We start from the raw sequence: 23,956 nt of genomic DNA, 5'->3' as shown, positions 1-23,956 counted from the left end.
CCGCCAGGACGGCGGCGCGAAGGCCCCAGGGAAGGGTCCACGCCGTCCCCTGAGGGGAATGTGCCGCAGCGCCTGCCTGCTCGAAGGCACGGTTTCCATGAGCCATTCAGATAAGCAGAATTCAGCTCACGCGAAACCGGCGAGGTCTCCAGGCTATTGCACTAAGGCCCTTAGGGGAATGTACCGTAACGCCTGCCGGCTCACCGGTTCGGACGTGAAGGTTTTCCGTTGTCATCCTCGAAACCGCACCAAATGGCCGAGCGCTCTTCGATTACAGCAGATGGAGTTCCCGTGTTGGGGGAACTCCAGGACGGAGATCGACGGTCAGCTTTGCGGGCTGTCTTCGACCTTCCAGATGACAAGCTTCCAGTCACGCCGGTTGGAAGCGCTGTGATCGTAGCCGATCCAGTACGTCTTGCCGGCTTCGAACTCGGCCTCGATGGGTTCCGCGCTGTGGCGTCCCGTGGCGATACCGACCGCCTTGCAGAACGACGTGTTGATCCGGGCCCGCGCCGACAGGGTGTGGGTGCCCGAATCGATATCGAAGCCCAGTTCCTCGACTTTCACCTCGCGGTTGTCAATCCGGTTCACGTGCACCGAGGCGATGCACTCGGAAGGCTTTTCACCGGAAGTGATGATGCGGGCCTTGTTGGCCTCACCGGCGAAAACCGCCGCCGGCAGCAAAAGCGAGGCGAGAAGGACGGACTGCAGCAATTTCATGGGAACCTCCCGGTTGCATGGTCGGTGATGCATTCACCTGCACCCATTATACGAAATTCGACGTAGAACTGCAGAAAAGGTTCCCGGCGACACGAAGAAGATGATGCGGAAAACACAATGCTCGTGGCCATTTCAGGGTAGCGGCAAACGGTATCAGGCGGCGTTCGGATCACCCTTGCCCCATGTTCCCGGCGCCAGTTCGTCCAGAGACCACGGGCCGATGGCCACGCGTACCAGGCGCAAGGTGGGCAGACCCACTGCCGCCGTCATGCGCCGCACCTGCCGGTTGCGGCCCTCGTCCAGCGTGATTTCGATCCAGCGGTCGGCAATGCGTTTGCGCACACGAACCGGCGGATCGCGCCGCCACAGCCAGCCGGGTTTGCGGGCCAGCAGGCGGGCCGACACGGCGCGCGCCATGCCGTCCTTCAGTTTGATGCCTCGTTGCAGACGGCTCAATTGCCCCGGCGAGGGAATTCCCTCGACCTGGGCGAGATAGGTTTTGTGCAGTCCGGTGCCGGGATGCGCGATGCGGTGCTGCAGGGTGCCGTCGTCGGTGAGCAGCAACAGGCCCTCGCTGTCGCGATCGAGGCGTCCGGCGGGATAGACATTGGCCACATCGACAAAATCCGCCAGGGTCGGCCGCCCTTCCGGATCGGTGAACTGGCTCAGTACGCCCCAGGGCTTGTTGAACAGAATCAGCACGGCTGTCGGTCATTTCCCGGCACGGCGGCCGCTTGCGGGGTTTGCAGGCGCTGCCACGGTTCGGCGAAAGCCTGCGGCAAGTCCACGATCCGCCGCAGCAGCCGGAATCTGCCGGGGGTCAGAACGGCAGTTCGAGATCCGGATTGATGGCCAGCATCTTGGAGCGGAACACGTTTTTGATGCGTTCCAGCGCCTGCTCGGTTTCGGCATCGAAGCGGACCACCAGGATGGGCGTGGTGTTCGACGCCCGCACCAGGCCCCAGCCGTCTTCCCAGTCGGCACGCACGCCGTCGATGGTGCTGACCTGCGCGCCGTCGAACTTCGCCTTGGACTGGAGGATTTCGACGAAGGCGTGATTCTCGCCTTCCTCCAGATGCACTTTCAGCTCCGGGGTCGAATAGCTGGTGGGCAGGGCATTGAGAATGGCCTCGGGAGGGGCTTCGGCGCCCGCCAGGATTTCCAGCAGCCGCGCCGCGGCGTAGATGCCGTCATCCACGCCGTACCAGCGTTCGCCGAAGAAGAAATGCCCGCTCATTTCACCGGCGAACGGAGAATCGATTTCCTTCATCCGCGCTTTGATCAGCGAATGGCCCGTCTTGTACATCACCGGATTGCCACCGGCTTCCCTGATCACTTTGGCCAGGTGGCCGGTGCACTTGACGTCGTAAATGATGGTGGCGCCCGGCATGCGGTCGAGCACGTCCATGGCCAGCAGCATCATGATGCGGTCGGCGTAGATGATGCTGCCGCCGAGGGTGACCACGCCCAGCCGGTCGGCATCGCCGTCCAGCGCCAGCCCGATATCGGCATCCATCAGACGTACGGACTCGATCAGATCCTCGAGGTTTTCCGGATCGCTCGGGTCGGGGTGATGGTTGGGGAAGGTGCCGTCGACCTCGTCGAACAGCGGCAGCACTTCGGCGCCCACGGCTCGCAGCACGTCGGCCGCGCAAATGCCGCCAATGCCGTTGCCGCAGTCGATGACCACGCGCAACGGGCGATCCAGCTTGATGTCGCCGGCGATTCGCTCCCGATAATCGTCCAGCACATCCGCTTGCTCGGCGCTGCCCTCACCGACCCGGAACTCCCCTTCGACGATGCGTTCGTGAATACGCCGGATCGCCGCTCCGTGCAACGGATGGCCGGCCAGCATGATCTTGAAGCCGTTGTAATCGGGAGGATTGTGGCTGCCGGTAATCATGACCCCGGTGCCCCGGGCCCTCTCGTAGGCGGCGTAATACAGCACGCCGGTCGGGACGGCGCCGATGTCGAGTACATCGCAGCCGCTGGCGGTGATGCCTTCGATCATGCCGTCGACGAGGTCGGGTCCGGACAGGCGCCCGTCCCGGGCGACGACCACCGGGCCGGCGTCTTTTTCCAGTGCCAGGGTGCCCAGCACCTGGCCTACCTGGCGCGCGATGCCGGCATCGAGTGTTTTGCCGACGATGCCGCGGATGTCGTAGGCGCGAAAGATTTCCGGCCTCAGGTCCACCGGCGGCAGGGGCTCTCTCTTTTTGCGGATGCGTTCCGAGACGTTGTAGCGCAATTGCATCGGCGGAGCCTCGGGTTCCAGCGGGGCGGCTCCAGAGCTTTCCTCCGCCGCCTTCTCTCCATCTGCGTCCGGCGTTTCCGCGACGAGCCCTTCCTGATCGCCTTCGTCGGCCGGCGCCGGCTTCGCCGCCGGCACGATATCTCCCGGGTCGGCCTCGAGCACTTCGTCTTCGGCCGGCCCATCACCCTTGCGGCGTTCCCGCTCCGCCCTCTGCTCCGCCCATTCCTTGTTCTTTCGGTACAGAAACACCGTGGCCGTCAGCGTCAGCGCGCCGACCAGCAGCAAAATCAGCAACATCGAAAACGGCAGGTACTCGACATAGGTCATCATCGGCTGCTCGATGCGCAACAGGGTTCCGCTCACCGGCAGCCGCTGGGGGAGGCTGTCGCCGCCCTCGAGACTGCCCACCCGCTCGAGCACCGTGGCTGGCTGGCGGCCGTTGTACTGCGTCAGCGCCGCGTAGCCACTGGAAAACGTCTCGGACTCGAAACGGCTGGCGATGAATGCCGGCTCGACCCCGACCGCCAGGTAACCGGCAGCTTCATCCCCGTCGCTCACCACCGCGACATCGTAAAGCAGTGGTGTTTCCAGGCTGCTGTGAATCTGCTGCGGAGGATTCTGCCCGGCCTCGGCCATGAGCATCATGTCCAGCAAGGCGAAACCATTGGCCCCGGCTGCAACGGGGTCGTAATCGGCCAGGTCGGCGTCGAACACCCGAACATCTCGGACTTCCGGGATGCGGCCGTCAACGTACTGCCTCAAATCCGGCAGGGTTTCGGGATTGGCCAGCGCGCGGCGCGCCAGGTTCTGCACTTCGACATCGGTGAGCAACGTGTGCAGTTGGGCGCTGACTTCGGTCAGGCGCTCCGCGGCAGCATGGCCTTCCGATTCGAGGCGTTCAATGGCCGCCCGACGGGTCTGGTCCGAGATTTCGAGCGCGATGGGAACCACCACCAGGGCGACACCGACCACGGCCAGCAGGATGAGCCATTTCAGGTCGACCCGGCGCCCGCCCATCGAATCGAGCAATTGCTGCAGTTTCTCCCTGAGGTCGATCATCGATCATTCACTCCAGAATATGCACTCACCGCCGATGTACCGACGCCAGCAGTGGCGCTCAATGTCTGCCCGTATGCCCGAATCCGCCTTCTCCCCGGCTGGAGGCTTCGAATTCGTCCACCAGTTCCCAATCCGCCCGGACAACCGGAAGAAAAACGAGTTGGGCGATGCGCGCACCCGGCTCCACGATGAAGGCCGTGTCCGACCGGTTCCAGCACGACACGAATACCTGACCCTGATAATCACTGTCGATCAGGCCGACCAGGTTGCCCAGCACGATGCCGTGCTTGTGGCCCAGTCCCGAACGCGGCAGGATCACGGCGGCCAGCCCCGAATCGCCCAGATGCATGGCGAAACCAGTGGGAATCAGGCGGGTTTCACCCGGGGGAACCGGCAGGGCGTCGTCCAGGCAGGCACGCAGGTCCATGCCGGCTGAGCCGTCCGTCGCGTACGCGGGCAGTGGAAATTCCTTGCCCAATCGGGGGTCGATGGCCTTGATCTGGACGGGCTTCAACGTCTGTTCATCCCTGTTACCGCTGAGGTTCGCCGCAATGATAGCAAGCCTCAGGCGCAAGCGCTGCCGTCGCGGGCCCGCGCTAAAAACCTACGGTCTTGATGGACGATTTGCCCTGTCACCATCGGTTCGGTCCGGTCACACTGCACAAACAAGCCCGTGGATGACCCGATGACCCGATGACCCGGCCCGGCCCCGACAACCTGCAACCGCGCGAACGCCTGGTCCGGCACGGCCCGGCCGCCCTGTCCGATACCGAACTGCTGGCCGTCCTGCTGCGCTCGGGTTCGGCGTCGCTGCCGGTAGGCCGCCTGGCCAGCCGCCTGATCGAACGGTTCGGCGGCTTGCGCGGCCTGCTGTGCGCCGAAGCCGACGCGCTGGAACGACAACCCGGCCTGGGCCCGGCGAAGTCCGCCCAACTGGCCGCGGTGCTGGAGCTGTCCCGGCGATATCTGCGCGAATCGCTTGTGCGCGGTGCCGCCCTGGAGAGCCCGGGCGCCACCGAGCGGTATTTGAAGTCGGTGCTGCGCGATCATCCGCACGAGGTCTTCGCCTGCCTCTTCCTGGACACCCGTCACCGCGTGATTGCGTTCGAGGAGCTGTTCCACGGAACCATCGACGGAGCGACGGTGTATCCACGCGTGGTGGCCGAGAAAGCGCTGCGCCACGGCGCCGCGGCCCTGATCGTCGCCCACAATCATCCTTCGGGCGTGTGCGAACCGAGCCTGGCCGACCAGGCCATCACCCGGCGCCTCAAAGAAGCCCTTTCCCTGCTGGATATCCGCCTGCTCGATCATTTCGTGATCGGTGAAGGGTCACCGGTATCCATGGCTTCCCGCGGATTGATCTGACCGGCATTTGTTGCAACCGGGCCCGTGTTGGGGTATAAAGTGCGGCTACTTTTTTGTCACTAACCTAATCAGTTTGGCGGGTATTCCCATGTCCAGAGTTTGCCAGGTAACCGGTAAGCGTCCGATCACCGGTAACAACGTGTCGCACTCCAATATCAAGAGCAAGCGGCGTTTTCTGCCCAACCTTCACAACCACCGTTTCTGGGTGGAAAGCGAGAACCGCTGGGTGAAGCTGCGGGTATCGACCAAGGGTCTGCGCATTATCGACAAGAAAGGCATCGAATCGGTGCTCAAAGACCTGCGCGCCCGCGGCGAAAAGGTTTAAGGAGAGCATCATGGCCAAAAGCGCCCGCGAAAAAATCCGCCTCACGTCCTCTGCCGGGACGGGACACTTCTATACCACGGACAAAAACAAGAAGAACACGCCGGAAAAGATGGAAATCAAAAAGTACGATCCGGTGGTGCGCAAGCACGTTATCTACAAGGAAGGCAAGATCAAATAACCGACAAAGCCTTCGCTGTCGAAAAGACCCGCCCTCGTGGCGGGTTTTTTTTCGCCCGTCCGCCGCCGATAATGTCCCGATGCCTGAGTTGCCTGAAGTCGAAACCACCCTGCGCGGCATCCGCCCGGCGCTGGACGGGCGGATCATCACCGAGGTGCGCGTCCGTAACCCCGCGCTGCGCTGGCCGGTGCCGGACACGGTGCAACAGGCCTGTGGACGCACGGTACGGGAGCTTCGGCGGCGCGCCAAGTACCTGCTGATCGACATGGGCGGCGGCGGCCTGATGTGCCATCTGGGCATGTCAGGCTCCATGCGCATCGTGCGCGAAGGCGACCCGCCCCGCCCCCACGACCATTTCGACCTCGTCACGGACGCCGGGAACTGCATCCGGTTTCACGACCCGCGGCGCTTCGGCGCATTGCTGTGGTGGGACACGCCGGCGGGCGACCACCCGCTGCTGCGTGATCTCGGCCCCGAGCCCCTGGGCGATGATTTTTCCGGCGACCACCTGTGGCAGCGGTCCCGGGGATTGCGGGGTGCCGTCAAGAACTTCGTCATGAACGGCCACGTGGTGGTCGGGGTGGGCAACATCTACGCATCCGAAGCCCTGTTCATGGCGGGCATTCACCCCACCCGGCCCGCGGGGCGCATTTCCAGAGCACGCTACCAGGGCCTGGCCGCGGCCATCCGCGACGTTTTGCAACGCGCCGTGGAACACGGTGGAACGACCCTGCGCGATTTTCTCGACTCTTCGGGCACGCCCGGTTATTTTGCCCAGGAGCTGCTGGTCTACGACCGTGAGGGACATGCGTGTTTCCAGTGCGGCACGGCGATTCGCCGCCGGGTCATCGGCCAGCGCTCGAGCTTCTACTGCATCCGCTGCCAACGCTGACGGCAGCTTGAACGAAGCGCCGCAGGCAGCGGGCGCATCACACCATCGAGGATTCATCAAATGAACAAAGCGACGCTTGCCGTCCACGCCGGCACCCGCAGGGAACTGAATTTCGGCGGCCTCAATACCCCGATTTTCACGTCCTCGGCCATCGAGTACCTCGATGACAGCGAAGTGCGCTATCCGCGTTACTTCAATACCCACAACAGCCTGGTCGTGGCCGAGAAGATCGCCGCGCTCGAACACGCCGAGGCGGCAATCGTGACCAGTTCCGGCATGGCGGCGATCAGCACGGTCATCCTCGGCCTGCTGCAGCCCGGAGACCACGTGATTTTCCTGGAAGGGCTGTACGGGGGCACCCATGCGATGGTGTCCACGGAGCTCGAGCGGCTGGGCATGACCTGCAGTTTCGTTGGCGCCGACCCCGAAGACTTCCGGAAGGCGCTGCGCCCGGAAACACGCATGCTGTATATCGAATCGCCGACCAACCCGTTGCTGACCGTGCTGGACCTGCGGGCCATCGCCGGCATCGCCGCCGAACACGGCGCCTGGTCGGTCATCGACGGCACCTTCGCCACGCCGGTGCTGCAGAACCCCGTCGACCATGGCTTCGACCTCGTCGTGCACAGCGGCACCAAGTACCTGGGCGGCCACAGCGACCTGTGTTGTGGCGCCATCACGGGATCCGGGGAGTTGATCGAGCGCCTGCGCGGCCACGCGTTGATGCACGGGGGCAGCCTGAACGCCCAGGACTGCGCCCTGCTCGAACGCAGCCTCAAAACCCTCGACCTCCGGGTTCGGCGCCAGAGCGCCAATGCCCGGACGCTCGCCGAGGCCCTGGACGCCCACGGCCGTATCGAGCGGGTCTACTACCCGGGACTGGCCTCGCATCCGGGCCACGAGATCGCGGCCGGCCAGATGGATGATTTTGGCGCCATGCTCAGTTTCGATCTCGCCGCTGATGTCGATCCCGTTCGCTTCCTCAGGGCCTTGCGCCTGATTGCCTGCGCGGTCAGCCTGGGCGGTGTGGAAACCACCGTGTGCCAGCCGGTCGCGACGTCTCACCAGAAGATGCCGGCCGCCGAACGCGAACGGCTGGGCATCCGCGATGCCCTGATCCGGCTGTCGACCGGCATCGAGGATCCTCAGGACCTGATCGACGATCTGGAACAGGCGCTCGCGGCCGCCGCTTGACGGAACAGCGCACCCGGCGGAGCCGCCGCGAGAGCGCAGCGCGCGCCGCCAGCGGCACGTCGCTCAACCGTCGTCGGTGGCGGCATCCAGTTTTTCGCGGTGCCGGTCCAGCGCGTCGTTGTAGTCCTTTTCCTGGAATCGTTCGGCCTTGCGCAGGGGCTGGATCTGGTCGCCAATGAAGGTCTCTTCGACCGGTGGGGGTTCATCGCGCGGCCACCACTTGTAGGCCAGCAGCAACACGATGATGAGTATCAGCATAAAGCGCATGGCGGCGATCCTCCTGCCGGCCCGGATTCGCCTTGCCCGGCGCCCCGGACCGTGGCACACCGGAACTTCAGTCTAGCAGGTCGTCCTGCCCCGCCGGGCCGTCACCGGCGGGCCGGCGCTCCAGCGGATCGATCAACCGCACCCGTTTGCCGCCGAAAAACACATCCTTGAAGACCTTGCGGCTCACCGACACGTAGCGCTCGTTGCCACCGATCTCGACCTGCGAGCCTTCCCGGATCGCGTAGCCATCGTCGTCCACCCGCACCACCATGGTCGCCTTGCGGCCGGTATGGCAGATGGTTTTGATTTCCTCCAACTGGTCGGCCCAGGCCAGCAAGTAGCGGCTGCCCTCGAACAGCTCGCCCTGAAAATCCGTGCGCAGGCCGAAACACAACACCGGAATGCCCCGGCGATCGACCACCTCGGAAAGCTGGAAGACCTGGTCACGGCTGAGAAACTGCGCCTCGTCGACGAGCACACAGTGGATATTGCGGCTTGCGAGCTCCCCTTCGACCGCCGTGAGCAGATCATCGGAAGTTCCGAAGGTCAAAGCCTCGGCTTCCAGACCGATCCTGGAACGGATTCTTCCGCGACCGTGGCGATCATCCAGCGCCGGCGTGAACAGTAACGGCTCCATGCCGCGTTCGCGGTAATTGTGCGCCGACTGGAGCAACACCGTCGTCTTGCCGGCATTCATCGCCGAGTAATAGAAGTACAGCTTGGCCATCCCGCCCTCGCAAACCGCCCATCCGGGCCCGCACGCCCCGCATTTTACTGACGCCCCACCCCGAATCCCACCAAAGCCCCGCCAAGGTGTCCCCAACCCCGGCACCCGACTATAATGGCCGGCTGGCCCCGCCAATGTTTAAGCAAGTGAGATACGCCGAATGAGTTTGGATCAAGTACCCGTAGGCAACCACGTCCCCGACGACGTCAATGTCATTATCGAAATTCCGATGAACAGCCCGGCCATCAAGTACGAGGTCGACAAGAGTTCCGGGGCGATTTTCGTGGACCGCATGCTGAAAACCGCCATGCACTATCCGTGCAACTACGGCTACGTGCCGCACACCATCTGCGGCGACGGCGACCCCGTTGACGTGCTGGTGGTGATGCCTTACCCGCTGCTGCCGGGCGTGGTCGTGCGCTGCCGCCCGGTGGGACTGCTGCGCATGGAGGACGAGGCCGGCGACGATGCCAAGGTCCTGGCGGTGCCCGTCACGGAAATCACCGGCCTGTATCGTGACGTCAAGTCGGTGGAAGACATCGACACCCTGCTGTGCATGCAGATCGAGCATTTCTTCTCCCACTACAAGGATCTCGAGCGCGGCAAATGGGTCAAAGTCAGCGGCTGGGAGAACCTGGACGCCGCCCGCACCGAAATCATCGATGCCGTGGCACGCTACAAGTCTTCACCCCAACAGCCCAATTTCTGAGCGACAACGCCCGATGAATGCGACCAGCTACAAAGACACCTGGGACAGCCGCGCACTGAGCGCCGAAGCGGCCATGGCCGCGGTCGATGGCTCCACCGACGAGTCCATTGTCCAGCACACCGGCCGCTGGACCGCCGATCAGGTCCAGGCCGCGCTGGACATCGGACCCGAAGACCGGGTCCTGGAACTGGGCTGCGGCGTCGGCCGCATCGGCCGCGAACTCACCGGCCGCTGCGCTTCGTGGACCGGCGTGGATATCTCCGAGAACATGCTGCGGCACGCCCGGGAACGCCTTGCCGACCGTCCGAACGCCCATTTTCATCAGCTCAATCGCTCGAAACTCGAAATGCTCGAGGACGCCAGCATCGACAAGGCTTACTCGATCGCGGTGTTCTGCCACATGGACAAGGAGGACCTGTATCTCTACCTGCAGGACCTGCACCGCGTGGTGCGCCCCGGCGGCCTGATTTTCGTCGAAACCTGGAACCTGGTGCACCCGATCGGCTGGCGGCGCTGGGAATACGAACCGCTGGTCTGGGACGGCGCCGACCAGAAGCAGCGCAAGGACATTGCGCGCAACCAGTTCTGCACCCCCGAGGAGTTCGAGCTCTACGTCCGCAAGGCCGGCTTTCAGCCCCTGGCCAACTACGCGGAATCGCAGTCGGTGCAGATCGTGGCCGGCCGCGATCTCGATGAAGAGCGCATGGCCAGTGAGCACGCTCGCCTGGAGCGCGACGCGGCCCGCATCGCGTACTCACCACTGTACGCGGAGTTCTTCGGACTGTTCGTGGATGTGATCTTCGGCAAGATCACGGCCCGGCAGATGCTCGAACAGGTGGATGCGGCGGCACCCGCCGAAGAGGTCGATCTGTTCCGGCCCTATCTGCTGGCACTGTGGCGCAAGAACGCCGAGCTCTGGGGCGAGCCTCCGGCCTGACACGGGCCCGGTCCGGTGTCGTGCGAGCCGCCATGCTGAAGGTACCGATACTTACCTACCACTCCCAGAACGTTCAGGGCGAGTCCACCGCGGACAACGATCACGCGGCGTTGGCGACCGACCTGCCCGCCATTTACGCGGCCGGCTTCCGGGTCGTTCCACTGGATCGGCTGGTCGATGCGCTGGACCGCGGCAAGGCGCCGCGGGAACTGAAACGGGCGGTGGTGCTGAGCTTCGATGACGGCTGCGATTTCGACGTGCGCGACATCGACTATCCCGGCCACGGGATGCAGCGCGCGTTCGCCGCGATTCTGAAGGGCGTGCGGCAGGCCGTGCCGCCCGCGCGTGATCTGCATGCCACCACCTTCGTCATCGCCAGCAGCGAAGCCCGCCAGTCCATCGATGCGGGCTCCCTGTTCGGCCACGGCTGGATCAGCGACGACTGGTGGGAAGCCACCGACCGCGGCGGGCTGATTGCGGTAGAAAATCACGGTTGGGATCACAACCACCCGGACCTGGAAGGCGACGACCGCGGCAGTTTTCACGCAGTCGACACCCATGAGCAATGCCTGGAACAGGTCGTTCGCGCCGCCGGCACAATTGCCGCGCGCACCGGGCGCTGGCCGCGTTACTTCGCTTATCCCTTCGGAGAATCGAGCCGCTACATTCGCGAAACGTTTTTTCCGGAATTCCCCGCGGTACACGGATGCCGCGCGGCCCTGGGCACCGACCCCGGTCCGGTCACGGCAAAGTCAAACCGCTGGGACCTGCCGCGATACGTCTGCGGCCGCGACTGGACCACGCCGGACGAATTGATCGCCCTGCTCAAAAACTAACCACACTAGCCCGGACTTTGCGTCAGTACTCGTAGCGAAGCGGGTCAGAAGTGCGTCATGGCTGGCGTTCACCGTCACCGATTGTCAGTTCAGCGTGAACCCGGCCGGCGCCTGGGCTACTCGATCTGCAGAACTTATGAACCGCTAACTTCCGAGCAGTCCATAAAGGTGTTTTCCCACATCCATTCGGTAGTGCAGCAAGCGAACAATGAGGACAGTATCACCGCCAGCGAGATAGAAAATGATGTGCGACCCGTGCTCGAATCGACGCAGCCCTTTCGCAAGTTGTTCGACCCGCCGACCCATATTGGGATTCTTGGCCAGATTCTCCAGGCAGGTCTTAAGCTCATCGCGATATCGTCGTGCCTGTTCGATCCCAAAACGCTTTATCGTAAATTCGGCAATGGCCTCAAGATCTGTTGCCGCGCGACGAGAGAGAAGGTAATCAGCCATTCGACGCCAGGTAGCGCGCTTCAGCCTCTGCCCAGATATCGTCAATGCCGTGAGTACTCGGGCCGCTTGCTATTCCTTCATCAATAGCGGCCTTCAGGACACGTTCCTTTTGCTGGTCGCGACGGATGAGGTCCCGGAAATACTCGCTGTCGTTGGTGAAGTCGCCGTTGGCGACCTGCGCTTTGATCCAGTCGTCTTGAGCGTCAGTCAGGGTAATGGTCTTACGAACGGTAGCCATAACTTCATCTCAACATCATACGATTGATGCAGTATAGCATACCAAGGTCGGCGACCTGCCAAGGTCGGGTCGGACCTGCACAAGGCTCAGAAATGTTAGTGCCAAGGTCGGGTCGGACCTGGGTCCAAGGTCGGGTCGGACCTGCACAAGGCTCAGAAATGTTAGGTAGTTGAATCAGTTTTTTGGCAGAGCATAGTTGCTTAAAGCACTAATTTTGGGGCAAGAATGAGTGACTTAAGAGAAATCTCCCGCAATTTTTTATTCAGAAGGATTAGAGAAGCGATTTTTGGACTGAAATAGTAGTTCTAAGCTCTAAGCATGGCAAAAATTCAAATACAATTTCTCGTAAAATCAGTAGATTATAATGGATAATATTGGCCCGACCCTGGTTCTGGGTCTGGTGCTTTTTGACCAGCTTGGGCTCGAAAGTGCCGGCACGGTCGCGGGGCGTCTCCAGTTCAAACTCACCGGAAGTGCTCTTCATGGTCTTACGGGACTTGCCGTTCTTGCGGTTAGGCGCAACTTCCTGGGCCAGGTGTGAGTCTATTTCTGCCTTGAGCGCAGCCTCGGTCAGCTGCTTGACCAAAGGGCCCAGTACACTGTCTTTGCCGGTGATCGGCTTGCCCGCCTTGAGATCGGCCAGAGCCTGTTCAAAATCGAATTTCTCTGTCATGGTTCAATCCTCTATTGCCTAGATTAAAGGATTGACACAGAATTTCTAACACTCCCAAGACAACCGGTGAGGCAATCAAATACGCATGAGCAGGTTTGAACAATTCACCAATTACTCAGCTGCAATCTACCGGCTTACTCGCTTCCTGCTTCACCGCCCGGGTTAGGCTCGTCGCCCGAACCACCACCTGTGCCAGAGCCATTACCATCTTCACGTGGAAAGTAAATTAGGTCACCGCTTTCCAAGGGGTCGAAAATTACGTTCTGTTGTGGGTCAGTCGTAAAAGCAAACCGCTGTTCAGTCGTAGTATCGTCAATTGGGACGGGGTAACTGATCATTGAGCCGAATTTGGCGTCGCCATTCTTGCCAAGATGCTCTGTAACCAAGCGTCGCCACGTCTCTCCAGAATCGTACGTCTCTAAGCTGCCAATACATAACGATTCACCACAGCTCAATTCATTCAATGCGAAATCAGCCGACCCGTCAATCTCGTGATACACGTCGAACAGCTCTCTATAGGCCTCGGTGAGAGCCGTCGCTGCAGGATTTTCCAGTTGCTCATCCTTGAACCTTTCGACAACATCGTGAAAGCTTGGCGAAGAGAGAATGCCATTGACTCTATCTGCTTCAAGAACACCGTCGTTGTAACCGAGAACGTACCTTTCCGTCATGTGAGAATTCCTCTTCTCAACTTTAGGCGCGTTCACTCCTGAAGGCACTTCATCATGATGATTCACAGAATCATTGGACGCGGTGGACAGTTCACCCGTGTCCACGACACTAGTGCCGTCCGCTGGGACGCCAAAATCAATGGTGACTTTCTGTGGAGAATTGCTGGGCCAGATAAAGACAGCGAGACCCACTAAAGCCATCACTCCAACAAACAAGCCTAAGATTTTCACTTTTCTCTCCATCGTTGCGCTATGTAAAGCGGCCGAATCGCTTCGGCCACTTTACCCTTGGTGATTAGTCGTCTGGGTCAGGTCGCGGCTGGTTAGGGTCATGGGGCTCAGCGAAAATCCAGCCACCACCGGAGTCTGAGACATAGCCATTTGAGTCGACAACACACTGATTTTGACAGGTGTACTTGGTATCCCCTACTACGACCGAATCCACCGCAAGGGCAACGCCTGATACACCGAGAACCCCCAACACGACAATGGCTGCAATAACGCTCGCTACTTTTCCAATGCTCGATTCTTTCATTCTCCGCACTCCTTAATTTCATTTGGAAAGGCAAAATGAGCTACGTGAGCTCGCTTGCGGACGAACGAGACGGCACGTAACTTCCCTTAAAGTACAGGATGCGTAAAAATTCTCTCACCTCAGCATTAACTTTTTGCGAGTCCGACGTTTTTGTCGATTGACTTTCACGCGCGGTCTAGTTGCACAGCGAACGCAACCCGATTGTCATTCGCCAATTCGACATCCATTCGAGGTCGGGTCGGGCCTTCACAAGGCTCAGAAATATTAGGTAGTTGAACTAGGGCCTGTTAACACTAATGGCATCAATGACAAGAGCGAAGTGAATGAAGAAGGTGAAAACCACATCCAGTTTGTCGAAACGAGAGAAGATTCGCCGAAAGCCCTTGAGCCTACGAAACAGTCGCTCTACTTCGTTACGCTTCTTGTATAACTCACGATTGTACTCCCAGGGCGGCACTACCGGTGTCATGCCCAGATCCAGCACCAGTTGGCGCGTTTCGTTACCTTCATATGCACGGTCCATGATCACAAAGTTGGCCGACAGATTGCTGGTCTTCAATAGTTCCCGCCCTGGCGCGGCATCATGAGTGTTGCCAGGCGACAGCGAGAAATTCACTGCCGTACGAGCATCCGCGGCAACCAGATGAATTTTGGTGGTCCATCCACCTCGCGACTTGCCGATGGCTTGGGGTCCGTTTTTTTTAACGCACCCGTACCATCGGGATGCACTTTGACTATCGTGCTATCGAGCGATACCGCCTCGACTTTTACGCGAATGATGTCCTGATGCTGAAGTTCACTGAACACCCGATCCAGAACACCACTCTTGGCCCAACGGTTCATGCGGGTATAGATGGTATGCCAATTACCGAAACGCTTTGGCAAACCTCGCCACTTGCAGCCGTGTTCCGCAACGTAAAGGATAGCGTTAAGGACATCCAGGTTGCTCAACGAGACGTTACCCCGTTGTCTGGGCAGCAATGGCGAGATTTTTTCATACTGCGATGTTGTAATTTCCATGCATCTCAGTATACATCAATTAGTGTTAACAGGCCCTAGTTTTTTGGCAGATCATAGGTGCTTAAAGCACTAATTTTGGGGCAAGAATGAGTGATTTAAGAGAAGTCTTTCGCAATTTTCTATTCAGAAGGATTAGAGAAGCGATTATTGGACTGAAATAGTAGTTTTAAGCTCTAAGCATGGCAAAAATTCAAATACAATTTCTCGTAAAATCAGCAGATTATATTGGAAAATATTGGCCCGACCCTGGTTCCAATCTCGCTGTCGCTGGAACAGGTGTACCCCGTCGGATCCGTCCCCGCCATCGGGTTGTTCATCAGATAGCTGTACGGGTTCAGGCTCTGGCTGTTGGCCGGAAACTGAATCACCGGATCCACACTCAGGAACCTCCCCAGGTGGTAGTCATACACCCGCCCGTTCATGTGAATGAGCTCGACCGCGTTCAGGTGCTCGTGAGCCGTGAACCCCCGCGTGGTGAGGTCAGCGCCATTCAGCCCCGCGCTGTCCTCCAGCGTGTCCGCCCGCGGCTTGCCGAACGGATCGAAGTGCCGCCCCGCCGTCACCTCCAGGTTGCCGGACACATCCGAGACCGCCACCACCGAGCCCAGCCGGTCGGTGTGCAGGTACTTCAGACCCGCCGACTCCGACGGGCCGCCCAGGTTATAGACCCCGTAATCGCCCAGGTACAGCTGGTGGCGGTTGGATCCGTCACCCTCGTACAGCTTGTCGAGGTACAGGGTCGTGCGGCTACCCGTCTGGCGGTAGCGCTGGCCGTTAGGGTCGTAGTCGAAGGTAATGACGGCCCCGTTCTTCGTCACCTCAGTGGCTTATTGAACCCATCGTAGGTGATGGCGGTGCTGTGAGCGCCGGTCGCCCCGGTCAGGTTGCCGTTGGGGTCGTAGCTGTAGTTGACCGTGCCGCCTCCGGCCAGGCTGACCGACGTGACCGCGTGCGGACCGGCGTTCTGGCCGTAGGTGTAGCTCGACGCGAAGTCTTCCTTCTGCGTCAGGTTGCCCAGCGCGTCGTAGCGGTAGTCCACCTCGGCCAGCAGGCTGCCGGAGGCCGGCTCCCAGCTCATATAGCGGCTGGTGCCGTTGAGCCGGTGCAGGCGGTCGTAGGCGTTGGTGAGGCCGTTGCCCAGAATCTGCCGCGTCTCTGTAACGCGGCTGGCCGTTCAGTCCAGCCTATAGCAGTCGTGATACAGGCTGATGGCATTGTCCGGACTGCGCAGATCCAGACCGCGCAACGGCTCACGACCGCTCTGGTTGAACCCGACCCGCTCGGCCCGAAAGCCGCAGTCCGTTGCCAGTTCCGCAAACGTTTCAGCGTCGTACAGGAAGGTGTGACCGGCGAAGCGCATGCCGACATTGAGAATTTCGGCGGGCGTTTCGTAACGCAGCGGCACGCCCACGTGATCCCGCCACAAGGCTTTCAGCCCGTCCGGGTCATCGAGATACATGCGCGCCAGTTGCTCCACATCCGGCGTCAGGACCCGAATCACCCCGCCCGGCCGCAGAATCCGATGGCATTCACGCAGGAAACGGCGGGCGTGCTCGAGGTCCAGTTGATCGATGAAATCCTCGGTGTGCATGTAGTCCGCGCAGCGATCGCGGAACGGCAGTCCCGCCGACAGATCAGCGCACACATCAGGGCGGCTGTCGCGATCGAGATCCACGTTTACCCAGCCCGGCAGTTTCCAGTGGCCCGAACCCAGGTTGATGCGCACGCCTTCGCTCATGTGCCGTCTCCGGACCGGCCCGGGGCGATACCCGTCAACCGGACCCAACCGTCGCGCTCGGCCCGTTCGATATGCTCCACGTAAGGCGCATAGGCCTCGGCGACCGCATCCGCCTGGCCGGCCGCGAGAATGCCGGACAGCACGATTTTCCCGCCCGGAGCGAGGCAGCCGCCGAGCCGGGGCGCGAGGTCGATGAGCGGCGCGGCGAGTATGTTGGCCAGCACAAAGTCGAAAGAGTCCGGCTCGAAAGGATCGGGCAATTGGCAGCGAACCCGGTCGCACACACCATTGCGGCCCGCATTGTCTGCAGTCGCGGCCAGGGCCTGCGGGTCGTTGTCGATACCGAGCACGAGCGCCGCGCCCTTGAGCGCCGCGGCAATGCCAAGCACACCCGACCCGCAGCCGTAATCCAGTACCCGGCAGCCGGCGAAGGCCTGTGAGTCGATCCAGTCCAGGCACAGCGCGGTGGTCGCATGGGTGCCGGTACCGAAGGCCAGGCCGGGATCCAGGCGCAACACCTGTCCGGCATCGGCCGGGACCTCCATGCCGGTGGGCACGATCCACAGGTTTTCACCGAAACGCATGGGGCGGAAACGGTCCAGCCAGGCCCGCTCCCAGTCCTGATCCTCGACCCGGGTCCAGGCCGCCGCATCCGGACGGCTCACCCCGGGCAGGCCGAGTACCGCATCCAGCACGCCGTCCCGATCGGCGTGTTCGGGAAACAGCGCGCGCAGTTCCACCACGGGCCACAGCGGTGTCTCACCCACGGGCGGTTCGAGAACCGGGTCATCGACGGGATCGAGCAGGGTCACAGCCAGCGCGCCATGGTTTTCCAGAAGTTCCTCCGCCTGCGGCACGTGCTCGCGATCGACTGTCAGGCTGATCTCGGCCCAGGGCATGTTCCGGCCTCGGTCCGCCCGTCAGGACCCGGCTTTTTCGGCCAGGCGTTTTTCCAGATAGTGGATGTTGAATCCGCCTTCGAGAAACCCCGGATCGCGCAACAGCCACCGGTGGAGCGGCACATTGGTCTCAATGCCATTGATGACGATCTCGTCCAGCGCGACGCGCATGCGCGCGATGGCGATATCGCGGTCGGGGCCGTGCGAGATCAGCTTGCAGATCATCGAGTCGTAGTTGGGCGGTACGCGGTAGCCGTCGTAGATGTGCGATTCCACGCGCACGCCCGGGCCACCCGGAGCGTGAAATCCCTTGATCAGCCCCGGACTCGGCATGAAGGTTTCCGGATCCTCGGCATTGATGCGGCATTCGATCGCATGACCCCGGAATTCGATGTCCTCCTGCCGGTACGACAGCTTCTCGCCCGCCGCGGCCAGTATCTGTTCCCGCACCAGATCGGCGCCGGTGATGCGCTCGGTCACGGGATGCTCGACCTGGATACGGGTATTCATCTCGATGAAGTAGAAGCTCCCGCTGTCGTACAGAAACTCGAAGGTGCCGGCACCGCGGTAACCGATACGCTTGCAGGCCTCCACGCAGACACCGCCGATTTCGGCCCTCTGCTCGGGGGTAATGCCCGGTGCCGGCGCCTCCTCGATGACTTTCTGGTGGCGCCGCTGGGTGGAGCAGTCGCGTTCGCCGAAATGCACCGCATTGCCGTGCTGATCGGCCATGACCTGGATTTCGATGTGGCGCGGATTCTCGAGGAATTTCTCGAGGTATACCGTGGCGTCCCCGAACGCCGTCTGCGCTTCCTGCCGCGTCAGTTGCAAGGCGTTGCTGAGGTGGGCCTCGGTGTGCACCACGCGCATGCCGCGTCCGCCGCCACCGGCCGCTGCCTTGATGATTACCGGATAACCCACCTTGCGCGCGATATCGAGACATTCCCGGGCATCGGCCGGCAGCGGGCCGTCGGAGCCGGGCACGCAGGGCACGCCGGCTTCCTTCATGGCCTTGATGGCCGACACCTTGTCGCCCATCAGGCGAATCGTTTCCGGCCGCGGGCCGATAAAAGTGAAACCGCTTTCCTCCACGCGTTCGGCGAAGTCCGCGTTCTCGGCCAGGAATCCGTAACCGGGATGCACGGCCACGGCGTCCGTCACTTCGGTGGCGGCAATGATGGCCGGAACATTGAGGTAACTCTCGGTCGCCGGTGCCGGACCGATGCAAACCGACTCGTCGGCCATGGCCACGTGTTTGAGGTTCCGGTCGACGGTTGAATGCACCGCCACCGTCTTGATGCCCAGGGCGTGACAGGCCCGCAGGATACGCAGCGCGATTTCACCGCGATTGGCGATGACGATCTTGTCGAGGACAGCCATGGCAGGCTCAGCGGATGACGAACAGGGGCTGGTCGAACTCCACCGGCTGCCCGTTCTCGGCCAGGATGGCCACGATGGTGCCAGTGGCTTCCGCCTCGATCTGGTTGAACATTTTCATCGCTTCGATGATGCACAGGGTCTCGCCCTCCGTCACCTTCTGTCCCATGGTCACGAACGGGTCGGCCTCGGGGCTGGGTGATGCGTAGTACGTGCCGACCATGGGCGAGCGGATCACCTCGCCTTCCGGGATCTCCTGCTCTTCACTGCCCGCAGACCCCTGTGGAGCCGCCGGTGCCGGAACGGCCGCGGGTGCGGCCGGCGGATAGGCCGGAGCCGCGGCCGGCATCGCCACGGCCTGGGGCGCCGCCACGGCCGGACCCCCGCGGGTCAGGCGAACCGATTCCTCGCCCTCCACGATTTCGATTTCCGTGAGGTTGGAGTCCTCGAGCAGCTCGATGAGTTTTTTTACTTTTCTGATATCCATGCGTAGTCAGCTCCTGCCTCGCGGGCGTTGGCGGCTCAGCGGGTGTTCAGGGTTCGATGCGGTTGACGATCGCCTGCAGGGCCAACATGTAGCCTTCGCCCTGGAAACCGGTGATGACGCCGATGGCGACGTCCGAAAAATACGATTTTTGCCGGAAGGGTTCGCGCGCGTGAACCAGTGACAGGTGCACCTCGACGAACGGAATGCCAACCGCGATCATCGCATCGCGCAGCACGATGCTGGTATGCGTGTACCCGGCCGGATTGAGTATGATGTAATCGATCCCCTCGCTGGCGGCGCGGTGTACCGTGTCCACCAGCCCACCCTCGCTGTTGTTCTGCGTATGGGTGAGTTCATGACCGCAGGCACCGGCGAATCGTTCGAGGTCCTCCATGATCTCCTGCAGGGTCCTGTGCCCGTACTGCTGCGGCTCCCGGCTGCCCAGCAGGTTCAGGTTGGGTCCATTGATCACAAGGATTTTAGCCACGATGTCACTCTTGCCCTAGGGGAACGCAAGTCTGCATCAACGCGGGTGACATGTCCACAGTTCGAAGCCGTATTGGCGACGATGACCGCACTTTCTGGTATGTGGGCCCACGGGCCGTTCCGCAAAGACATTTCATCCGGGGCCGTGTACCCACGGCTTGCGAGCGCTAGAATACAGCCACCATGAACGCCACCGGTCCTGCCATTCCGCCTCATCTCGCTCCGCGCCAGGGCGAGCTGGTGATGTTCGAGGACAACCGCCTGCTGGAACGGCTCAGCCGCATCAGCCCGGTCACGGTGGCGGCGGTATTCGGGCCGGTCATCGTGGCGTCCGCGGCCCTGTCGATCCGGCACGGGACCGGCGTGGGTGAGACCGCGCTGCTGTTCGCGGCCGGGGCGCTGTTCTGGTCCCTGTTTGAATACGTGTTCCACCGCTTCGTTTTTCACTTCGATCCACACGGCCCGTTCCAGGAGCGCCTGCAATTCATTCTGCACGGGGTACATCACCAGTACCCGAACGACCGCGACCGCCTGGTCATGCCGGTGACCGTCAGCATCCCGCTCGCCGCGCTGTTCCTGTGGGGGTTTCTGGCCGTTCTGGACACATCGGGCTGGGGGTTTTTTGCGGGATTCGCGGCCGGCTACCTGGGCTACGACATGATGCATTACGCCATCCACCACGCCGAGAACGTCCGGCACCCGCTCTTTCGCACCGTCCGCCGGCACCACCTCGCACACCATTTTCGGGATACCCGGCGGGGATTCGGCGTTTCCACCCCGGTCTGGGACCGCGTGTTTCGCACCTGACCCCACCCGCACCGGTAACGCGAAACGCGCCCTAACCCGCTTCTAGCAGCGCATCCACGCGGCGTACGAGTTCCGCTTCGTCCAGTTCACCGGCGTACGTCCAGCGAATCAATCCATCCCGATCGATCAGCACACTGTACGGCAGGGCGCCGCTGACATTGCCGTACAGGCGGACCACGGCCATCACGTCGGTGGACCCGATCAGAATCGGGTACTCGATGCCCAGTTCCGCGGCGAAATCACGCGCCGCGGCCACATCGTCGAGCGCGATGCCGACAATTTCCAGTCCCTGGTCCGCCCGCGTCCGGTACAGCTCCGCCAGCATCGGCATTTCCTCGCGGCAGGGCTTGCACCAGGTGGCCCAGAAATTGACCAGCACGACCCCGCCGTCGAAATCGGCGGCGTTGACGAACTGACCGTCGCGATCGGCCAGGGTGTAATCGGGGCGCGGCTCGCCCACCATTCCCGCGGCGGCCCGCGCCGGGTCCGCCACGGCGCGTCCTGCACCGTCAGCGGGAGGGGCACTGAAATCCCGGTCCGGCAGGGTGATCATCCGGTACGCGGCCGCGCCGCCGAAGCCGGCGAGCACCGCCACCAGCAAGACGAACACATACACACGCGGGTTCATGATCGCGAGCGCTCCTGATTTCCCGGTCCCGGCATTCGAAACATCCTCTTACTGCGCCGCCAGCACGCCTTCGAGGTGCCGGGCGAATTCCTTCGGTGAAAAATACCCGACCAGCCGCCACTCGCGCATTTCGTTCCCGTTGCGATCGAAAAACAGGATGGCCGGCGGGCCGATGATGCCGAATTCCCGCATCAGGGCCTGATCGGTTTCGTCGTGTGGGGTCACATCGGCCTGCAACGGTTGCAGACGGCCCAGCAAGGCCTGGATTTCCGGCTCGGGAAAGGTGTTCCGCTCCATGCGGATGCATTCCACGCACCAGTCGGCGTAGAAATCCAGCATGGCGCCCTTGCCGGCCGAATTGGCGCCAGCCACCGCCGACTCCAGATCGTCGAGCGACTTGATGCGCTGGAACTCCACATGCGCATCGGCCTCCGTTCCGGCCGCCGAACCACCGCGCAGCGACTCCAACGGCCGCAGCCAGTAGTCCCCGCCGGCCGCCGCACCGATGATTTCCAGCGCGCCCACCAGCAGCAACACCACACCCAGCGATTTCCACAACCGCTTCCAGCCCGACGCGCCCTCAGGGATGCGCTCGAGCGCGCCCAGGTAAACGCCGCAGGCCAGGGCCAGCACACCCCACAGCAGCATGATGATCCCGCCCGGCAGGATGCGTTCCAGCATCCAGATCGCCAGCGCCAGCAGTCCGACACCGAAGACCTGCTTGATGGCCTCCATCCACGGCCCGGCCCTGGGCACCATCTTGCCGGCGGACACGCCGAACAGAATCAGCGGCAGTCCCATGCCCATGGACAGGGCGAACAGCGCGCTGCCCCCGAGCACCGCGTCCCCGGACGCACCGATGACGATCAGCGCGGCCATCAACGGAGGCGCGACGCAAGGGCCGACGATCAGCGCCGACAGGAAGCCCATTATCGCCACACCGCCAATCTGCCCACCCTGCTGGCGGCCGCTGGCTTCGGACAGGCGGGTCTGCAGCCGGCCAGGCAGTTGCAGCTCGAAGAATCCGAACATGCTGAAGGCCAGCGCGATGAAAATCGCGACAAAGGCGCTGAGAATCCACGGATTCTGGAACACGGCCTGCAAATTTTGTCCAAACAGCCCGGCCAGCACGCCGGCGACGGTGTAGGTCACCGCCATCGCGAGCACATACACCAGGGACAGCCAGAACGCCCGCATCGTGGTCAGCCGGTCGCCCTGGCCGGCGATGATGCCCGACAGGATCGGCACCATCGGAAACACGCAGGGCGTGAAAGCGAGCAGGATGCCGGCGATGAAGAACGCGACCAGAGCGCGGCCGGGGTTTTCAGTCAACAGGCGGGCCAGCCGGTCCTGCTCGCTGACCGGCGGCGCCGGTGCCGCCTTATTGTCCGGACGGTCCGCGGCCGGTGTTACATTCCCGGCCGCGGCGACCGGCGCCCGATCCGACGGTTCGCCACCAACGGCCGTCGCCGCCGCCGGCATGACGAACTCGACCACCTGGCTTTGCGGCGGATAGCAGATGTCGCCATCGCGACACCCCTGGAAATCCGCTTGCAGCGAAACCGTGCGGGCCGGGCCAGCCGGCCGGCTGAAGCGCACCGGAATCTCGACCAGCCCGTAAATCACGGGCACCTCGCCAAATTCGGGGTCGTCCTTGATCACGCCATCCGGCAACTCGACGGCGGTGATGCGGAAACCGCTGTCGTCCATCACCCGGAATTCGAACTTGTCGCGGTACAGGTAATAACCCGGTTGCGCCGTGAACCGGACCAGAGCGGTGGACGGATCGAGACCGATGGATTCGTAGACGAAAGCCTCTTCCGGCGGTAGCGCGGGGTCGGCATCCTGCTGACCCAGCCCGGCCAGCGGGTCGGCCGCCAGTCCGCTCAGCGGCGAATCGGCCAGCCCGGCCAACGGGGCCGCCGGCAGGACTTCTTCGGCGGCATCGGCATTGGCGGCGGTCGACTCCGCCGCCGCGGGCAGACCGATCAGCACGACCTGTTCGGTCGGGGGGTAACACAGGACGTCCACCAGGCAGCCCTGGGAGCGAACACTGAGCTGAAATCCACTCAGCCCGGCGGGCACGGAATCCAGCGGTATCGAGACCGTGATGCGGCCGGTCCATTTCTCGACTTCCTCACCCAGCAGATCGTCGAACTCGACTTTGCCGGCGGGCAACTGCGGCGTCCCCAGTCGCACACCGTCCGTTCTGGCGGTAAAGCCCAGAAAACGATTGTTGTAGAGGTAGTACTCCTCGGCGATGTCCCAACTCACTTCGATCCGGTCCCGGGACGGCGCATGCCCGGAGATCACGAAGACTTCGCCGTAATCCCGCACTTCGTCGGGCGAGATGGCGGCGGCCGGAACGGCCGGAAGGGCGAACGCCGTCAACAGGAGCAGCGTGCGGAGCATGACAATAGATCTGTGTTTGATGTTCATGGGTGTTTCAGACCGGCTTTGACCTTGTGTGCATTCATTCGC

General features: G+C 62.2%; 29 protein-coding genes and 1 pseudogene. 9 read left to right on the top strand and 21 right to left on the bottom strand.

The window, feature by feature from the left end; all coding sequences use genetic code 11:
- Window positions 1-324: 324 nt before the first annotated feature.
- The 4 genes from V3330_RS14350 to dut form a co-directional block, all read right to left on the bottom strand.
- Complete coding sequence (locus V3330_RS14350; protein ID WP_354696126.1) at window positions 325-720, bottom strand: hypothetical protein; 396 nt, start codon at window positions 718-720, stop codon at window positions 325-327.
- Window positions 721-873: 153 nt separating this feature from the next.
- Window positions 874-1,422, bottom strand: coding sequence for a pseudouridine synthase (locus tag V3330_RS14345; protein ID WP_435791830.1), 549 nt, complete (start codon window positions 1,420-1,422; stop codon window positions 874-876).
- 118 nt (window positions 1,423-1,540) lie between these two features.
- Window positions 1,541-4,033: a phosphomannomutase/phosphoglucomutase gene (locus V3330_RS14340; protein ID WP_354696125.1), complete on the bottom strand. Its 2,493-nt coding sequence runs from the start codon at window positions 4,031-4,033 to the stop codon at window positions 1,541-1,543.
- Between the two features lie 58 nt (window positions 4,034-4,091).
- A complete protein-coding gene (gene dut / locus V3330_RS14335; protein ID WP_354696124.1) occupies window positions 4,092-4,547 on the bottom strand; it encodes a dUTP diphosphatase in 456 nt (151 codons plus the stop codon).
- 179 nt (window positions 4,548-4,726) lie between these two features.
- On the opposite strand from dut, the gene radC reads away from it, so the two are divergent.
- The 5 genes from radC (at window position 4,727) to V3330_RS14310 (ending at window position 7,987) form a co-directional block, all read left to right on the top strand.
- Entirely contained in the window at window positions 4,727-5,398 is a 672-nt protein-coding gene (gene radC, locus V3330_RS14330; protein WP_354696123.1) for a RadC family protein, read from the top strand.
- Between the two features lie 88 nt (window positions 5,399-5,486).
- Window positions 5,487-5,723 (top strand): 50S ribosomal protein L28, encoded by a 237-nt coding sequence (gene rpmB / locus V3330_RS14325; RefSeq protein WP_354696122.1) that lies wholly within the window; start codon window positions 5,487-5,489, stop codon window positions 5,721-5,723.
- Window positions 5,724-5,733: 10 nt separating this feature from the next.
- Entirely contained in the window at window positions 5,734-5,901 is a 168-nt protein-coding gene (rpmG, locus tag V3330_RS14320) for a 50S ribosomal protein L33 (RefSeq protein WP_354696121.1), read from the top strand.
- Between the two features lie 79 nt (window positions 5,902-5,980).
- The gene (mutM, locus tag V3330_RS14315; RefSeq protein ID WP_354696120.1) at window positions 5,981-6,793 is read left to right on the top strand and encodes a bifunctional DNA-formamidopyrimidine glycosylase/DNA-(apurinic or apyrimidinic site) lyase; all 813 of its coding nucleotides are present in this window, start codon (window positions 5,981-5,983) and stop codon (window positions 6,791-6,793) included.
- Window positions 6,794-6,853: 60 nt separating this feature from the next.
- The gene (locus V3330_RS14310; RefSeq protein ID WP_354696119.1) at window positions 6,854-7,987 is read left to right on the top strand and encodes a trans-sulfuration enzyme family protein; all 1,134 of its coding nucleotides are present in this window, start codon (window positions 6,854-6,856) and stop codon (window positions 7,985-7,987) included.
- Between the two features lie 63 nt (window positions 7,988-8,050).
- Here V3330_RS14310 and V3330_RS14305 read toward each other — a convergent pair whose 3' ends face one another.
- The gene (locus V3330_RS14305) at window positions 8,051-8,254 is read right to left on the bottom strand and encodes a hypothetical protein (protein ID WP_354696118.1); all 204 of its coding nucleotides are present in this window, start codon (window positions 8,252-8,254) and stop codon (window positions 8,051-8,053) included.
- A 67-nt stretch (window positions 8,255-8,321) separates the two neighbouring features.
- A complete protein-coding gene (locus tag V3330_RS14300) occupies window positions 8,322-8,981 on the bottom strand; it encodes a thymidine kinase (protein ID WP_354696117.1) in 660 nt (219 codons plus the stop codon).
- A gap of 160 nt (window positions 8,982-9,141) precedes the next feature.
- Here V3330_RS14300 and ppa point away from each other — a divergent pair, with 160 nt between their 5' ends.
- From ppa to V3330_RS14285, 3 genes are read left to right on the top strand one after another with little or no spacing between them, the layout of a single operon-like run.
- Entirely contained in the window at window positions 9,142-9,690 is a 549-nt protein-coding gene (ppa, locus tag V3330_RS14295) for an inorganic diphosphatase (RefSeq protein WP_354696116.1), read from the top strand.
- Window positions 9,691-9,703: 13 nt separating this feature from the next.
- Window positions 9,704-10,627, top strand: a complete 924-nt coding sequence (locus V3330_RS14290; RefSeq protein WP_354696115.1) for a class I SAM-dependent methyltransferase — start codon at window positions 9,704-9,706, stop codon at window positions 10,625-10,627.
- Between the two features lie 32 nt (window positions 10,628-10,659).
- Window positions 10,660-11,463, top strand: coding sequence for a polysaccharide deacetylase family protein (locus V3330_RS14285; RefSeq protein WP_354696114.1), 804 nt, complete (start codon window positions 10,660-10,662; stop codon window positions 11,461-11,463).
- Between the two features lie 144 nt (window positions 11,464-11,607).
- Here V3330_RS14285 and V3330_RS14280 read toward each other — a convergent pair whose 3' ends face one another.
- The 13 genes and pseudogenes from V3330_RS14280 to aroQ form a co-directional block, all read right to left on the bottom strand.
- Window positions 11,608-11,916, bottom strand: coding sequence for a type II toxin-antitoxin system RelE/ParE family toxin (locus V3330_RS14280; protein ID WP_354696113.1), 309 nt, complete (start codon window positions 11,914-11,916; stop codon window positions 11,608-11,610).
- Complete coding sequence (locus V3330_RS14275) at window positions 11,909-12,154, bottom strand: type II toxin-antitoxin system ParD family antitoxin (RefSeq protein WP_354696112.1); 246 nt, start codon at window positions 12,152-12,154, stop codon at window positions 11,909-11,911. The genes V3330_RS14280 and V3330_RS14275 overlap by 8 nt, the downstream gene beginning before the upstream one ends.
- Before the next feature lie 391 nt (window positions 12,155-12,545).
- A pseudogene (locus V3330_RS14270) lies at window positions 12,546-12,827 on the bottom strand (transposase); the annotation flags it as partial.
- 134 nt (window positions 12,828-12,961) lie between these two features.
- Complete coding sequence (locus tag V3330_RS14265; protein WP_354696111.1) at window positions 12,962-13,729, bottom strand: hypothetical protein; 768 nt, start codon at window positions 13,727-13,729, stop codon at window positions 12,962-12,964.
- Window positions 13,730-13,793: 64 nt separating this feature from the next.
- Window positions 13,794-14,033 (bottom strand): hypothetical protein, encoded by a 240-nt coding sequence (locus V3330_RS14260; protein ID WP_354696110.1) that lies wholly within the window; start codon window positions 14,031-14,033, stop codon window positions 13,794-13,796.
- 277 nt (window positions 14,034-14,310) lie between these two features.
- Window positions 14,311-15,053, bottom strand: a protein-coding gene (locus V3330_RS14255; protein WP_354696109.1) for an IS5 family transposase whose coding sequence is annotated in 2 segments (ribosomal slippage) — window positions 14,311-14,738 and window positions 14,738-15,053 — 744 coding nt in all. Because the reading frame shifts where the segments join, the coding sequence is not laid out codon by codon here.
- A gap of 212 nt (window positions 15,054-15,265) precedes the next feature.
- A complete protein-coding gene (locus tag V3330_RS14250) occupies window positions 15,266-15,871 on the bottom strand; it encodes an RHS repeat domain-containing protein (RefSeq protein ID WP_354696108.1) in 606 nt (201 codons plus the stop codon).
- Window positions 15,868-16,131: a hypothetical protein gene (locus V3330_RS14245; RefSeq protein WP_354696107.1), complete on the bottom strand. Its 264-nt coding sequence runs from the start codon at window positions 16,129-16,131 to the stop codon at window positions 15,868-15,870. Before V3330_RS14245 ends, V3330_RS14250 begins: the two co-directional genes overlap by 4 nt.
- Window positions 16,132-16,227: 96 nt before the next feature.
- Window positions 16,228-16,791 carry a class I SAM-dependent methyltransferase gene (locus tag V3330_RS14240; protein ID WP_354696106.1) on the bottom strand — a complete coding sequence of 188 codons (564 nt, stop codon included), beginning with the start codon at window positions 16,789-16,791 and terminating at the stop codon, window positions 16,228-16,230.
- Window positions 16,788-17,690, bottom strand: a complete 903-nt coding sequence (prmA, locus tag V3330_RS14235; RefSeq protein ID WP_354696105.1) for a 50S ribosomal protein L11 methyltransferase — start codon at window positions 17,688-17,690, stop codon at window positions 16,788-16,790. The genes V3330_RS14240 and prmA overlap by 4 nt, the downstream gene beginning before the upstream one ends.
- Window positions 17,691-17,711: 21 nt before the next feature.
- Window positions 17,712-19,070, bottom strand: a complete 1,359-nt coding sequence (gene accC / locus V3330_RS14230) for an acetyl-CoA carboxylase biotin carboxylase subunit (RefSeq protein ID WP_354696104.1) — start codon at window positions 19,068-19,070, stop codon at window positions 17,712-17,714.
- 7 nt (window positions 19,071-19,077) lie between these two features.
- On the bottom strand, window positions 19,078-19,554 hold the full coding sequence (gene accB, locus V3330_RS14225) for an acetyl-CoA carboxylase biotin carboxyl carrier protein (RefSeq protein WP_354696103.1): 477 nt from the start codon (window positions 19,552-19,554) through the stop codon (window positions 19,078-19,080).
- 46 nt (window positions 19,555-19,600) lie between these two features.
- Window positions 19,601-20,041, bottom strand: a complete 441-nt coding sequence (gene aroQ / locus V3330_RS14220; protein WP_354696102.1) for a type II 3-dehydroquinate dehydratase — start codon at window positions 20,039-20,041, stop codon at window positions 19,601-19,603.
- A gap of 182 nt (window positions 20,042-20,223) precedes the next feature.
- Between aroQ and V3330_RS14215 the strand changes: the two genes are divergently transcribed.
- Complete coding sequence (locus tag V3330_RS14215; protein WP_354696101.1) at window positions 20,224-20,847, top strand: sterol desaturase family protein; 624 nt, start codon at window positions 20,224-20,226, stop codon at window positions 20,845-20,847.
- Between the two features lie 31 nt (window positions 20,848-20,878).
- Here V3330_RS14215 and V3330_RS14210 read toward each other — a convergent pair whose 3' ends face one another.
- Window positions 20,879-21,475 (bottom strand): TlpA family protein disulfide reductase, encoded by a 597-nt coding sequence (locus V3330_RS14210; RefSeq protein ID WP_354696100.1) that lies wholly within the window; start codon window positions 21,473-21,475, stop codon window positions 20,879-20,881.
- A 48-nt stretch (window positions 21,476-21,523) separates the two neighbouring features.
- Window positions 21,524-23,914, bottom strand: a complete 2,391-nt coding sequence (locus V3330_RS14205) for a protein-disulfide reductase DsbD (protein WP_354696099.1) — start codon at window positions 23,912-23,914, stop codon at window positions 21,524-21,526.
- Between the last annotated feature and the right edge of the window lie 42 nt (window positions 23,915-23,956).

The organism is Elongatibacter sediminis, from assembly GCF_037892215.1.
GTDB classification, from domain to species: domain Bacteria; phylum Pseudomonadota; class Gammaproteobacteria; order Xanthomonadales; family SZUA-36; genus Elongatibacter; species Elongatibacter sediminis.
Note: the sequence above shows the minus strand (reverse complement) of the source record. Positions and strands in the feature narration are given on the sequence as shown.

Bases quoted from the DNA above. Each gene is read 5' to 3' on its own strand.
- V3330_RS14350 (WP_354696126.1), bottom strand. From the start codon at position 720: ATGAAATTGCTGCAGTCCGTCCTTCTCGCCTCGCTTTTGCTGCCGGCG.
- V3330_RS14340 (WP_354696125.1), bottom strand. From the start codon at position 4,033: ATGATCGACCTCAGGGAGAAACTGCAGCAATTGCTCGATTCGATGGGC.
- radC (WP_354696123.1), top strand. From the start codon at position 4,727: ATGACCCGGCCCGGCCCCGACAACCTGCAACCGCGCGAACGCCTGGTC.
- rpmB (WP_354696122.1), top strand. From the start codon at position 5,487: ATGTCCAGAGTTTGCCAGGTAACCGGTAAGCGTCCGATCACCGGTAAC.
- rpmG (WP_354696121.1), top strand. From the start codon at position 5,734: ATGGCCAAAAGCGCCCGCGAAAAAATCCGCCTCACGTCCTCTGCCGGG.
- mutM (WP_354696120.1), top strand. From the start codon at position 5,981: ATGCCTGAGTTGCCTGAAGTCGAAACCACCCTGCGCGGCATCCGCCCG.
- V3330_RS14310 (WP_354696119.1), top strand. From the start codon at position 6,854: ATGAACAAAGCGACGCTTGCCGTCCACGCCGGCACCCGCAGGGAACTG.
- V3330_RS14305 (WP_354696118.1), bottom strand. From the start codon at position 8,254: ATGCGCTTTATGCTGATACTCATCATCGTGTTGCTGCTGGCCTACAAG.
- V3330_RS14300 (WP_354696117.1), bottom strand. From the start codon at position 8,981: ATGGCCAAGCTGTACTTCTATTACTCGGCGATGAATGCCGGCAAGACG.
- ppa (WP_354696116.1), top strand. From the start codon at position 9,142: ATGAGTTTGGATCAAGTACCCGTAGGCAACCACGTCCCCGACGACGTC.
- V3330_RS14290 (WP_354696115.1), top strand. From the start codon at position 9,704: ATGAATGCGACCAGCTACAAAGACACCTGGGACAGCCGCGCACTGAGC.
- V3330_RS14285 (WP_354696114.1), top strand. From the start codon at position 10,660: ATGCTGAAGGTACCGATACTTACCTACCACTCCCAGAACGTTCAGGGC.
- V3330_RS14280 (WP_354696113.1), bottom strand. From the start codon at position 11,916: ATGGCTGATTACCTTCTCTCTCGTCGCGCGGCAACAGATCTTGAGGCC.
- V3330_RS14275 (WP_354696112.1), bottom strand. From the start codon at position 12,154: ATGGCTACCGTTCGTAAGACCATTACCCTGACTGACGCTCAAGACGAC.
- V3330_RS14260 (WP_354696110.1), bottom strand. From the start codon at position 14,033: ATGAAAGAATCGAGCATTGGAAAAGTAGCGAGCGTTATTGCAGCCATT.
- V3330_RS14245 (WP_354696107.1), bottom strand. From the start codon at position 16,131: ATGAGCTGGGAGCCGGCCTCCGGCAGCCTGCTGGCCGAGGTGGACTAC.
- V3330_RS14240 (WP_354696106.1), bottom strand. From the start codon at position 16,791: ATGAGCGAAGGCGTGCGCATCAACCTGGGTTCGGGCCACTGGAAACTG.
- prmA (WP_354696105.1), bottom strand. From the start codon at position 17,690: ATGCCCTGGGCCGAGATCAGCCTGACAGTCGATCGCGAGCACGTGCCG.
- accC (WP_354696104.1), bottom strand. From the start codon at position 19,070: ATGGCTGTCCTCGACAAGATCGTCATCGCCAATCGCGGTGAAATCGCG.
- accB (WP_354696103.1), bottom strand. From the start codon at position 19,554: ATGGATATCAGAAAAGTAAAAAAACTCATCGAGCTGCTCGAGGACTCC.
- V3330_RS14215 (WP_354696101.1), top strand. From the start codon at position 20,224: ATGAACGCCACCGGTCCTGCCATTCCGCCTCATCTCGCTCCGCGCCAG.
- V3330_RS14210 (WP_354696100.1), bottom strand. From the start codon at position 21,475: ATGAACCCGCGTGTGTATGTGTTCGTCTTGCTGGTGGCGGTGCTCGCC.
- V3330_RS14205 (WP_354696099.1), bottom strand. From the start codon at position 23,914: ATGAACATCAAACACAGATCTATTGTCATGCTCCGCACGCTGCTCCTG.